The sequence below is a fragment of the Aneurinibacillus sp. REN35 genome (genome assembly GCF_041379945.2).
Classification (GTDB): Bacteria; Bacillota; Bacilli; order Aneurinibacillales; family Aneurinibacillaceae; genus Aneurinibacillus.
In genome coordinates, this window is sequence record NZ_JBFTXJ020000011.1 from 1 (window position 1) to 12,514 (window position 12,514).

The window sequence follows — 12,514 nt, forward strand, 5'->3', positions numbered from 1 at the left end:
GGCCCATCTGTACGTGGTTACAAGACCTTTCCATCTCAGACCATGCGGTCTGAGAACGTATCCGGTATTAGCTCCGGTTTCCCGGAGTTATCCCAGTCGTACAGGCAGGTTGCCTACGTGTTACTCACCCGTCCGCCGCTAACCTTAGAAGAGCAAGCTCTTCTTTGGTCCGCTCGACTTGCATGTATTAGGCACGCCGCCAGCGTTCGTCCTGAGCCAGGATCAAACTCTCCAATAAGATGTTGATCGCTCATGACAAGCTAGCTTTATTACAATCGAAAAGAAATCTTTTCGGGGTCTGTGATAAGGATCAGGCATTCGCTACAAAGCGATTCATCACCTTCACAGATATATTTACTCGCACACATCGAGTGTCACTGTTCAGTTTTCAAGGAACTTGTTAGTACGCTTTCGCGCTGCGCCGTATCTCATCGGCGACTTTATTATCTTATTACATTTATAATTTAATTGCAAGCACTTTTTTAAAAAAGTTTTTCTTTCTTTTGCCTGCAAAAAAACATGCGTAATAAGCGACAAAAAATAATGTACTATACTTTCTCAATGAATGTCAACATCTTCTGCCGCTTTTCTTTACAAAATTTCATAAAGAAAAGACAGCACACATATATGCTGTCTTTATTCCTTACAAATATTGATTATTCTTCATCATCAATCGGACTGCTTTGTACTTCCTCGATCGACTCATGTACTTCGTCTTTGTTTTCTACACTATCTACGTCCTCTAAATCGTCTATCTCTTCGGTTACTTCTACTTTTGCTACAGTCGCTACTTCTTCCTGTTCACCAACACGTATAAGCTTAACCCCTTGCGTATTACGTCCCATAGAAGAAATGTCTTTGATGCAAAGACGAATAATAATACCCGCCGATGTCACCAACATCAAGTCATTCTTAGCATCTACGACCTTTAATCCTACAATCTCACCGTTACGCTGCGTCATATGCATTGTCTTAATGCCTTTACCGCCACGGCTCTGAAAGCGGTAAGATTCAAGAGGCGTCCGCTTGCCGTATCCACGTGAGGTCACGATCAGAACATCCGCTTCTTCCTCAGCAATATCCATATCAATTACACGGTCTCCGCTGCTTAAGTTAATTCCTTTTACACCTGTAGCGGAGCGTCCCATGATGCGTACGTCTTTTTCCGAGAAGAGAATGGACATGCCCATCTGGGTACCAATAATAATATTCTGGTTGCCATCCGTTAAGCGAACGCCGATCAACTCGTCATCTTCTCTTAAGTTGATGGCAAACAGGCCAATCCGTCGAATATTGCTAAACGATGTAAGTTCGGAACGCTTTACAATCCCCTGCTTTGTAGCAAAGAACAAGTAATGATTCGCGCTAAACTCCTTAATCGGAATAACCGTCTGAATATACTCATCCTGCTCAATTTGCAGCAGATTAATGATCGGCGTACCCTTGGCTGTACGGTTTAACTCTGGAATTTCATACGCTTTTAGACGGTATACCTTCCCTTTGTTTGTGAAAAATAAAAGGTAATGATGTGAATTGGTCGTGATTAAATGCTGGACAAAGTCATCTTCTCTCGTACCCATTCCTTGAATGCCGCGTCCGCCACGCTTCTGCGCACGGTACGTATCGACCGGAAGCCGCTTAATATAGCCGCGATGCGTAAGTGTAATGACGACTTCTTCCTGCGGAATCAGGTCTTCATCTTCGATATTGTTCATGTCTACTGTAATCTCAGTGCGACGCTCATCCCCATATTTTTCCCGAATCAGGGTCAGTTCTTCGCTTACAATGCCTAGGATGCGCTGTTCGTCTCCAAGAATGGCACGCAGCTCAGCAATCTGTGCGGACAATTCATTGAATTCATCCGTTAACCGCTCAATGGAGAGACCTGTTAACGCCTGCAGACGCATATCAAGAATGGCATTTGCCTGTTCTACTGTAAATCCAAGCGGAACCTCTCGGCCTTCCAATGTGAATGATTCTGCCATTAAGAATCCCCGGGCTTCCTCCCTGTCGGATGCCGAGCGAATCGGACCCTGACGGTCAACGAGATCATCCACAATATCAATGGCCTTCAACAAGCCTTCCACAATGTGAATGCGCGCTTCGGCTTTGCGCAAATCGTACTGTGTACGACGGCGAATGACTTCTTTTTGATGCTCCAAATAGTAATACAGCATCTGCCTTAAGTTCAAAATACGCGGCTCATTGTTAACAAGTGCCAGCATATTGATACCAAAGCTTGTCTGCATCGCCGTATGCTTGTACAGATTGTTGAGCATCACCTGCGGATTTACGTCGCGGCGCAGCTCAATCACGATACGCATACCGTTGCGGTCGGATTCATCACGCAAATCTGTAATGCCATCAAGCTTTTTCTCACGTACAAGCTCCGCAATTTTTTCAATCAAGCGAGCTTTGTTCACCTGATAAGGGATTTCCGTCACAATGATTCTTGCTTTATTGTTATGCTCCTCCACTTCGGCTTTGGCCCGAATGATAACGGAGCCCCGGCCTGTCTCATACGCACGGCGAATGCCGCCGCGTCCCATAATGAGCCCACCTGTCGGAAAATCAGGACCGGTAATGTGCTCCATCAGATCCTGATTTGAGCATTCTGGATTCTCGATCAGCAGCAGAACGCCATCAATCACTTCCCGTAAGTTATGCGGCGGAATATTGGTCGCCATCCCGACGGCGATCCCGGCTGCTCCGTTCACCAAAAGGTGCGGAAAGCGAGCCGGCATGACCAGCGGTTCCTGTTCATTGCCATCATAGTTCGGCCCAAAATCGATCGTATCCCTGCCGATGTCACGCATCAGCTCGGTCGCGATTTTTGACATTCTTGCTTCCGTATAACGCATAGCCGCCGCCATATCACCGTCTACAGAACCAAAGTTACCATGTCCGTCTACCAACGGATAACGGTAAGAGAAATCCTGCGCCATCCGGACCATCGTCTCGTATACCGCTGCATCACCATGCGGATGGTATTTACCGATAACATCCCCGACGATACGAGCCGACTTCTTATATGGCTTATCCGGAGTCACACCCATCTCATTCATCGCAAACAAAATTCGACGGTGAACCGGCTTCAGACCATCACGAACATCTGGGAGAGCACGGCTTACGATAACGCTCATCGCGTATTCAAGGAACGATTCGCGCATCTCCTGGTTTATATTAATATCAATAACATTAGATTGTTGCTCGGCCATTCCACTACCTCCGTCGTTCAACGTTTAATAGGCCTACACACGGCAGGTTGCAATCGTTTTGCCTATATATTTTATTATACCATTTATCTCCCTTTACGTACGAAAATAAGCCCTCTTAACAGAGAAGAAGGCTTATTTTTTATTAAATATCGAGATTACGCACTCTTTTTGCATTTTCCTGGATAAATTCACGCCTTGGTTCTACCTTATCACCCATCAGCGCCTCAAAAATCTCATCTGCCTGCATCGCATCTTCAAGCGCAACACGCAGCAGGGTACGGCTTTCTGGATCCATCGTTGTCTCCCAGAGCTGTTCAGGATTCATCTCTCCTAAACCCTTATACCGCTGTACGTTCGGCTCCGGCCTTGCAGGCGCCTCTGCACGAATCTGATTCAGTTGAGCTTCGTTATATGCGTAGCGCACCACTTTGCCCTGCTGGAATTTGTATAGAGGCGGTTGGGCAATGTATACGTATCCGTTCTCGATAAGCGGTCGCATATACCGGTAAAAGAAGGTCAGCAGCAGCGTCCGAATATGAGCACCATCTACGTCCGCATCCGTCATAATAATAATGCGATGATAACGCGCTTTCGAAATATCAAAATCTTCTCCGATCCCTGTACCAAGAGCTGTAATGATAGCACGAATCTCCATGTTGGAGAGAATCTTATCCAGACGGGCTTTCTCTACATTCAGAATCTTCCCCTTCAGCGGAAGAATGGCCTGGAATTTACGATCCCGGCCCTGCTTGGCCGAACCACCGGCAGAGTCACCCTCGACCACGTAGAGTTCGCTGATCGATGCATCCCGGCTTGAGCAGTCCGCCAATTTGCCCGGCAGGGAACTGAATTCAAGCGCATTCTTGCGACGTGTTAGCTCCCTTGCCTTCCGGGCAGCTTCCCTGGCACGGGCAGCCATCAGACTCTTCTCCACTACCCGCTTGGCTTCCTGAGGATGCTCATCTAAATATACGAAGAAATGCTCTGCAAATAATGATTCCGTAATGCTGCGGGCTTCACTGTTTCCAAGCTTTGTCTTCGTCTGTCCTTCAAATTGCGGATCAGGAATTTTCACACTGATAATCGCTGTAAGACCTTCTCGCACATCATCTCCGGTAAGATTCCCGTCTTTTTCCTTCAACAGGTTATTCTTACGGGCGTAATCATTGATCACACGAGTAAGCGCACTCTTAAACCCGGATTCGTGTGTACCGCCTTCATGTGTGTGAATGTTGTTCGCATACGAATAAATGCTGCTAACAAACGAATCATTATACTGCAAGGCGATTTCGACCATCAGTCCATCTTTTTGCCCCTCGATATAAATTGGGGGCTCGTGCAGTTTTTCTTTATTTTTGTTCAAGTATTCTACGAACGAGCGGATTCCACCCTCATAATGATACGTATCTGTCTTATTTTCCCGTTCATCATGCAGGGTAATGTGCACACCGCGATTCAAAAAGGCCAGCTCACGCAGGCGCTTCTGCAAAATCTCATACTCGAATACCGTTACTTCTGTAAAAATCTCCGGATCTGGAAGGAATGTTACCTTCGTTCCCGTATCTTCCGCTTCACCGACCACCTTCAGCTCATCCTGCGGCGCGCCGCAAGCGAAATGCTGGACATAGCGTTTGCCGTTACGTTTCACTTCTACTGTGAGAGACTTGGATAATGCGTTTACTACGGAAACACCAACTCCGTGCAATCCACCGGATACCTTGTAACCCTCTCCGCCGAATTTCCCACCGGCATGCAGCACGGTTAAGACAGTTTCTACCGTCGATTTTCCCGTCTTCTCATGAACCTCTGTAGGAATGCCCCGTCCGTTATCCGTTACCGAGACACTGTTATCAGGGTGAACATAGATATGAATATCATCGCAGTACCCGGCAAGTGCCTCGTCAATACTGTTATCCACAACCTCCCAGACCAAATGATGAAGGCCGCGGGCGCTCGTAGAGCCGATATACATACCGGGGCGCTTGCGGACTGCTTCTAATCCTTCGAGGACTTGAATCTGGCTTGCTCCGTAATTGTTCTGCGTATTTTCTGCCATATGAGCCTCACCTGCTTTCCAAGAAATTAGCACGACGCTTCAACGTAAGCGATGAAATCGGAGAGCAGTACACCTTATCCTTGGTGACTACATAGGATTTCGTCTGCTCATTGTCTAGCGCTACGATCCGCCCGCTTTCTTCTGCCTTTTGCAGAAATTGCCGGGTAATTTTAGAAGATTGCTTCATGTGAAAATCAAGAATGGTAACCACATCTTTCGCCCGCACAACCGTCTCGCCACCCAAATGAATAAACATGTTTTTCCTCCTTAGGTGTCCCGTGTAATGGTTCCTTGCTTTACCCGGTAAATCGATGCCTGCTGCAGCGTCTGATGGTATAGACCTTCTACACCGGTCGTTGTTACAAACGTCTGCACGCGATCTTTGATATTCTGCAAGAGGTGCGATTGCCGATCGGCATCCAGCTCAGACAATACATCATCTAGGAGAAGCAGGGGATATTCTCCTACTTCCTGGTGGATCAACTCAATCTCCGCTAACTTTAGAGACAATGCAGTCGTCCGCTGTTGTCCCTGCGATCCATATTGATGTACACTCGTTCCGTTAATAAAAAAGTGAATATCATCGCGATGCGGACCAGCCAATGTGGTGCCGCGGGCAATTTCACGATCCTTGATGGAGGTTAGATGACGGTAGGCCGCTTCTTCTGCCTCGCTCTCTGACATATCGGATGTGATGGGCAGCGTGCTTTCATAAGAAAGAGTGAGCTTCTCTCTGCCCTGCGTAATTTGTGCATGAATGTCCTGGCCCCACTTCTCAAGCTTCTCCATAAAAATAAACCGTTTATACAATACTTTGGCTGCTAGCTGTGAGAGCTGTATGTTATAAACATCTAGCATATCACCAAACGACTTGCCCAACTGCAACTCTTTCATCGCCTGATTGCGCTGTTGAACAAGTTTTTGGTACTGCAGAGTGTGGTATAAGTATGATTTAGAAACTTGTCCAATCTCCATATCAAGAAAACGCCGGCGGATGATCGGACTTCCCTTTACAATACTTAAATCCTCCGGGGCAAACATCACAACATTCAGCGCCCCGATATAATCGCTCAGCCTTCGCTGCTCTAGGTGGTTGATCTTTGCTTTCTTCCCCTTTGGCGTTAGCTGAATATCAAGCTGAATAGGGCCGATTTGCCGTTCTGCCCGGCAAGATAAGCGGGCAAATGGTGCCTCCCACTCGATCAGCTCCCTGTCCTTGCTTGTTCGATGCGATTTGGCCATCGCCAGCACATAGATTGATTCTAATATATTAGTCTTTCCTTGCGCGTTGGGGCCTACAAACAAAACGATTGGTGAATCAAAGTGTACATGAGTATGTGCAAAATTTCTATATTGCGTAAGTTCAAGCTCTTTTAGTATCAAACCGTCTTCCCTCCCGGCCCACACGCCTCGCTATCTGCAATACGCATGACGCTGGTTACGATTCGGCTTGACGTGACACTTCATACGTACCGAATCCATCTACAAAAACCATATCTCCATTATACAACTTTTTGCCGCGACGATTCTCTTCTTCTCCGTTCACCTCAATATAGGTCTCGGCTAGAAAGAATTTTGCTTGTCCGCCTGTGTCAATAATTTCAGCCAGCTTTAAAAACTGGCCAAGCGGAATGTAATCCGTGCTGATGATAACTTTTTGTTTTTCCATACGAATACCCGCTCTCTATTGATTCGTTCTGACAGGCAGAATCAGATGCAGCATCCAGTCATGCTCTGTTGGATGAATAACGAACGGACTCATCGCTCCGGTAAACTCGATGCGAATCTCCGCACTATCTACCGCCCGCAGAGCATCAATCATATATTTGGCATTAAACGAAATCTTTACGTCTTCTCCATCTAGGGAGGATGGGGTCACTTCTTCTGTTACCTTTCCTACCTCTGGCGTATTAGAAGAGATTTCTACCACACCGTCCGGACGAGTAAATAAACGGACAACATTGTTTTTCCCATCTCTTGCTAATAAGCTTGCCCGTTCAATCGCTCCAAGAAACTCTTTTGTAGATAAAATCATTTCTGTTTTTGTATTTTGCGGGATAATACGGCTCGTATCTGGATACGTTCCCTCAAGAATACGAGAATAAAACAGTATATGGTTCACTTTAACAAGAATTTGATTATCAGTAATGACCAGATCTAAGAGCTGATCATCATCAGGTAGAATTTTATTAAGTTCAGTTAAGCTTTTGCCTGGAATGACGATGTTATCGAATTGTAATCCTGCTGCCGATTCCACTGACGCAGTACGCGTGGTCAAACGATGGCTGTCGGTTGCCACAAACGTAAGAGCATCATCAGCTAACCTCCACATCACGCCCGTCAAAATCGGACGTGTCTCCGTCGTTGCTACCGCAATGACAGTTTGGCGGATCATTGTTTTTAACAAATCCGCTGGCAAACTTAACACCTTATTTTCTTCAATTTGAGGAAGGCGGGGGTAATCCTCTGCATTCATTCCATTTAGATTAAATTCTGAACGGCCGGAAGAAATGGTCGTAACGAATCGGTCATTTACAGAAAGCGTAACTTGGTCGCCTGGCAGCTTTCTTACAATTTCACCAAAAAAACGAGAAGGAAGGACAATGCTCCCCGGTGTAATATTCTCAATCCATTGGTGTTCACCGGATTCCATCGGAATATATTGTTCAATTGAAACATCTGAATCACTTGCCGTCAATGTAATGCCATCTTCATGGGCAACGATCTTAATCCCAGTAAGAATGGGGATCGTTGTGCGAGAGGATACAGCTTTGCTAACAGTATTAATCGCATTGGTCAATTGGTCTCTTTGAATCGTGAATTCCATTATGTCCCCCTCTAGGAATGTTATTTATTATTTTATCATATACTAATATTTTATTCTTTTTTTAAAACCAGTAATAGTAATAGGGCCGGTGGATATGTGAATAAGTCGGAAGGAGAAAAGAAATAAAGCCTATACACATGTGGATAACTTTGTGTACAGGCCAAGTCTGTTATTCGCATTTATACACAGGGTACAACCGCTAGAAACACAAAAAAAAATTAGCGGCCGTTTTTAATAATATCAATAAGCTCTTGAATGGTTGCCTGCAGCTGGCGGTCGCTTTGCAGAGCCTGTGTAATTTTTTCATGGGCATGGATAACTGTTGTGTGATCGCGCCCTCCGAATTCCTCCCCGATTTTTGGAAGCGAATAATCGGTTAGCTCTCTCGATAAATACATGGCGATTTGTCGAGGAAAAGCAACTGATTTCGTCCGTTTCTTTGCTTTGAAATCTTCAAGCTTCAAGTTAAATTGTTCTCCTACCACCTGTTGAATAGAAGCGATATTAATGATTCGCGGTTTGTTGGAAGGAATAATATCCTTTAGAGCCTCCATCGCTAATTCTGAATCAATGTCCCGGTTGATAAGGGATGAATAGGCTACAACACGGATGAGAGCGCCCTCTAGTTCGCGAATGTTTGTATCGATTTGGTTTGCGATGTATACCATTACTTCGTTTGGAATTTCGAGATTTTCCGCTTTTGCTTTTTTGCGCAGAATCGCAATCCGAGTCTCAAGATCCGGCGGCTGGATATCGGTAATAAGCCCCCATTCGAAGCGGGAACGCAGCCGGTCTTCTAGCGTCGGGATCTCCTTTGGAGGTCGGTCGCTTGAGATAATAATTTGTTTGCTTTCTTCATGCAGCGCATTGAACGTATGGAAAAACTCCTCTTGTGTCTGCTCTTTTCCAGCCAGGAATTGAATATCATCAATCAGCAGGATGTCAACATTCCGGTATTTATTGCGAAAGTTAACGGTCTGATTATCACGAATTGAGTTGATAAATTCATTGGTAAATTTTTCAGAAGAAAGATAGACGACGCGGGCATTCGGATTCTGTTCCTGCACATAATGTCCGATGCCATGCATGAGATGCGTTTTTCCGAGCCCAACTCCTCCATAAATAAAAAGAGGATTGTAAGCCTTTGCAGGTGCTTCGGCTACTGCAAGAGAAGCAGCATGCGCAAAGCGGTTGCCGGCTCCAATCACAAACGTATCGAATGTGTACTTTGGATTCAGCATGGTCTGCGGATAATCATCATGCGCATTATTTCGCTTATCTTTGGCGGAATGAGCAGCGCCAGTTTCCGCTTCATTTTGTTGGGAATTCGAGGTCGGGATGACAAACTTAATCGTAATAACTTTGCCGGTTACTTCATATAATGTCTCAAGAATTAATTCCGAATATCGTGATTCCAGCCAATCCCTCGTGAATTCATTTGGAGCTGTAATCAATAGTGTATTGTCATCGATTGAAGTGGCTTTCGTCGATTTAAGCCAGGTTTCAAAGCTTGGTTTGCTAATACGGGTTTGTATATGTGAAAGTGTTGTGTCCCAAAGTTCTTTTACATTGGTAACCATGTGTCTCCTCCCTTCTCCTTCCCATACTCCTATCTTCCGGTATAAAAATTGACCCGGACCGTTCGTTTCAAAAGAAGAAGTATGCTGCATCGTGGGGTGTAAATATATCGACCGTTGTGGATAACCGGTTCATAATTTTTCCGCAGAAAAAAAAGGCCTTCCCACACTTTTAAACAGTTTCCCCAAAACTGTGACTTATTTGTCCACATACCGGTAAAAGTGTCCACAATTTTATCCACAGCTTGTGGATAAGGCGCTTGTTTTTGAATAGTTATCCACCGGTTAAAACAAAATTATGATAGCAGATAAAAGTAAGAACCGCAATGATTTTTTATTACTTATCCACATGTTCTACACCTTGTGTACTAAAAATATTCACACCACTATATTTTGTGAATAACCAGTTAGGAAAATTGTAGACAAGTCTATTCGGGAAATAATTTTATACACAATGGCTTTGGGAAATAAAAAATGTGGATAATAAACATGCGCTTGACAGTCATTAAAGAAGATATATATAATAATCTAGACTGTCTGTAATATGATATTTGGATGGAACCTTCCTAAGGAGGTGGATATAATGAAACCAACTTTTAACCCGAACAATCGTAAACGTAAAAAAGTTCATGGCTTCCGCGCTCGTATGAGCACAAAGAACGGCCGCAAAGTTCTTGCTGCTCGTCGTAGAAAAGGAAGAAAAGTATTATCAGCATAAGGCCACTTTTAAAGTGGTCTTTTCTATCGTTTTACTGTAGGTAAAGCGGAGAGATAAAAAGGACAAAAGCTGTAAGGAGTGTTTCCCTTGTATCGCAATAATCGTTTGCGAAAAAATGAAGAGTTTCAGGTCATATTTCAAAAGGGCACTTCTGTAGCGAATCGCCAGTTCGTGATTTATTCATTACCAAAAGACGAACAGGAGAATTTTCGGGTAGGCGTATCTGTAAGCAAGAAAATGGGCAACGCGGTAACGCGAAACCGTTTGCGTCGAACCATTAAAGAGGCCATACGTCTACGCGCAGATGAGGTAAAGCAGGATGTGGATTTTATTGTGATCTGCCGTAAGCCGGCCGTTGACCTGGAATTTCATCAATTCAAAGAAAGTCTGTATCACTGCATGAAAAAAGCGAAATTGTTTAAAGCAATAAAAAAAGGGAAAAACACATCCTCATAACATTTGTTCAGAAAGTTTTCATTTTTTTTCAAGGTGCAAGTATAATGAACGAAAATACATACGTTGCAAGGAGGAGTTTTCTTGCTTCCCAAGCGATTACGAATAGCCCTGCTTTTTGTGCTGATCGCTGTATTTTCCGCAGGATGTACCGCTGCTAATCCTAATAATCCTCTGCCGATTAACCCGGATGGGGGAATATGGGACAAGTTTTTCGTGTATCCACTTTCTTGGATGCTACAAGAATCCGCAGCGTTTGCCGGTGGAAGCTACGGCATAGCGATTTTGATTGTAACTGTCATTGTCCGCTTAGCGATTTTACCGCTGATGGTTAAGCAGATGAAGAGTAGTAAGAAGATGCAAGAGCTGCAGCCTGAGATGGTAAAGCTGCGCGATAAGTATAAGAATGATCCGCAGCGCTATCAGCAGGAGATGATGAAGCTCTATCAGATGCATCAGGTAAATCCGCTGTCCGGTTGTTTGCCGATTCTTATTCAGATGCCGATTCTTCTTGCTTTTTATCACGCGATCATTCGTACGGGTGATATCCGCTCCCACGATTTCTTGTGGCTGCAATTAGGAGCGAAGGATCCATTATTTATTCTGCCGATTCTTGCAGCGGGGACAACGTTCCTGCAGCAGTGGATGATGATGCGGAATAGCCCTGCGATGTCTGAGAACCCGCAGATGAAAATGATGCTCTATATCATGCCGGTCATGATTCTTGTTATCTCGGTCACGCTTCCATCCGCCCTCTCGTTATACTGGGTATATGGAAACATTTTCACAATTATCCAAACGTATTTCCTTTATCGTGATACTGGTTCTGCTGCTACTGCTACTTCAAGCAAGACTCCTAAATCTAAAGGAGGAAAGAACAAGTGAAAAAGGTGACGGCAACGGGAAAAACAGTGGAGGATGCGATTCAGTCCGCCTTGCAGGAACTTCGTGTAGCACGTGAGATGGTCACATATCGTGTGCTTGAAGAGCCGAGTAAAGGGTTTCTAGGATTGATCGGTGTCCGTGATGCGAAAGTAGAAGTCATTCTAGAAGAAAAAGCGGCAGAGGTAGAGAGCGCTGCCGTCGCGCAAGAACTGTCTGTAAGTGAACCTGTGCCTGAACCTGAACACCAGCCGCTTGTCTCTTCTGCTCAAGAAGAAGGGGAGGAAGAGTCGAAGGTAGCGACCCGAGTCAATGCAACCCAGCAGGGAAAGGCATTTCTAGAAGAAGTCCTCTCGACAATGGGGATTGATGCTGAAGTGGAAGAGCAGAAGAAGGATGGCAATCCTTTGTTTATTATTAAAGGCAGAGGACTTGGCCTCATTATTGGCCGCCGTGGTCAAACGCTTGATTCCCTTCAATATCTGGTAAATGTGGTAGCTAATCGTCATGCAGATAAACGCATGCGAATTGTGCTTGATGCTGAGAATTATCGGGAGAAAAGGAAGGAAGCGCTTGAACAGCTCGCTGATCGCATAGCCAATCAGGTTGTTAAATCTCGCAAACCAATCCGTCTCGAACCGATGAATCCGGCCGAACGAAAAATTATCCACAGCCGTCTCCAGAAGCATCCGAAAGTAGAGACATTCAGCGAAGGATCGGAGCCGTATCGTCGAGTAGTTATTGCATGGAAGAAGTAAAATAAGAAAATGCAATCGTGTAAGA

Annotated in this window: 11 protein-coding genes and 1 rRNA gene; 4 read left to right on the forward strand and 8 right to left on the reverse strand. The window is 44.9% G+C overall.

The genetic code is table 11. The annotated features are described in order from the left end of the window. The 8 genes from AB3351_RS17605 to dnaA all read right to left on the reverse strand — a co-directional run. A 16S ribosomal RNA gene (locus AB3351_RS17605) occupies window positions 1-238 on the reverse strand; the annotation flags it as partial. A gap of 418 nt (window positions 239-656) precedes the next feature. Beyond that, window positions 657-3,218: a DNA gyrase subunit A gene (gyrA, locus tag AB3351_RS17610; RefSeq protein ID WP_371148462.1), complete on the reverse strand. Its 2,562-nt coding sequence runs from the start codon at window positions 3,216-3,218 to the stop codon at window positions 657-659. 142 nt (window positions 3,219-3,360) lie between these two features. Then, window positions 3,361-5,274 (reverse strand): DNA topoisomerase (ATP-hydrolyzing) subunit B, encoded by a 1,914-nt coding sequence (gene gyrB / locus AB3351_RS17615; protein ID WP_371148463.1) that lies wholly within the window; start codon window positions 5,272-5,274, stop codon window positions 3,361-3,363. A 7-nt stretch (window positions 5,275-5,281) separates the two neighbouring features. Continuing rightward, window positions 5,282-5,530 carry an extracellular matrix regulator RemB gene (remB, locus tag AB3351_RS17620; RefSeq protein ID WP_371148464.1) on the reverse strand — a complete coding sequence of 83 codons (249 nt, stop codon included), beginning with the start codon at window positions 5,528-5,530 and terminating at the stop codon, window positions 5,282-5,284. Window positions 5,531-5,541: 11 nt separating this feature from the next. After that, window positions 5,542-6,657 carry a DNA replication/repair protein RecF gene (gene recF / locus AB3351_RS17625; protein WP_371148465.1) on the reverse strand — a complete coding sequence of 372 codons (1,116 nt, stop codon included), beginning with the start codon at window positions 6,655-6,657 and terminating at the stop codon, window positions 5,542-5,544. A 55-nt stretch (window positions 6,658-6,712) separates the two neighbouring features. Next, the gene (yaaA, locus tag AB3351_RS17630; RefSeq protein ID WP_371148466.1) at window positions 6,713-6,943 is read right to left on the reverse strand and encodes a S4 domain-containing protein YaaA; all 231 of its coding nucleotides are present in this window, start codon (window positions 6,941-6,943) and stop codon (window positions 6,713-6,715) included. 15 nt (window positions 6,944-6,958) lie between these two features. After that, on the reverse strand, window positions 6,959-8,101 hold the full coding sequence (gene dnaN / locus AB3351_RS17635; RefSeq protein ID WP_371148467.1) for a DNA polymerase III subunit beta: 1,143 nt from the start codon (window positions 8,099-8,101) through the stop codon (window positions 6,959-6,961). A 218-nt stretch (window positions 8,102-8,319) separates the two neighbouring features. After that, window positions 8,320-9,681, reverse strand: a complete 1,362-nt coding sequence (gene dnaA / locus AB3351_RS17640; RefSeq protein ID WP_371148468.1) for a chromosomal replication initiator protein DnaA — start codon at window positions 9,679-9,681, stop codon at window positions 8,320-8,322. A 580-nt stretch (window positions 9,682-10,261) separates the two neighbouring features. Here dnaA and rpmH point away from each other — a divergent pair. The 4 genes from rpmH to jag all read left to right on the forward strand — a co-directional run bounded on the left by rpmH (window position 10,262) and on the right by jag (window position 12,489). Further along, window positions 10,262-10,396, forward strand: a complete 135-nt coding sequence (gene rpmH, locus AB3351_RS17645; protein ID WP_206248812.1) for a 50S ribosomal protein L34 — start codon at window positions 10,262-10,264, stop codon at window positions 10,394-10,396. An 87-nt stretch (window positions 10,397-10,483) separates the two neighbouring features. After that, window positions 10,484-10,852, forward strand: coding sequence for a ribonuclease P protein component (rnpA, locus tag AB3351_RS17650; protein WP_371148469.1), 369 nt, complete (start codon window positions 10,484-10,486; stop codon window positions 10,850-10,852). A gap of 81 nt (window positions 10,853-10,933) precedes the next feature. After that, the gene (yidC, locus tag AB3351_RS17655) at window positions 10,934-11,734 is read left to right on the forward strand and encodes a membrane protein insertase YidC (RefSeq protein ID WP_371148470.1); all 801 of its coding nucleotides are present in this window, start codon (window positions 10,934-10,936) and stop codon (window positions 11,732-11,734) included. Then, window positions 11,731-12,489: an RNA-binding cell elongation regulator Jag/EloR gene (gene jag / locus AB3351_RS17660; RefSeq protein WP_371148471.1), complete on the forward strand. Its 759-nt coding sequence runs from the start codon at window positions 11,731-11,733 to the stop codon at window positions 12,487-12,489. Before yidC ends, jag begins: the two co-directional genes overlap by 4 nt. Window positions 12,490-12,514 lie beyond the last annotated feature (25 nt).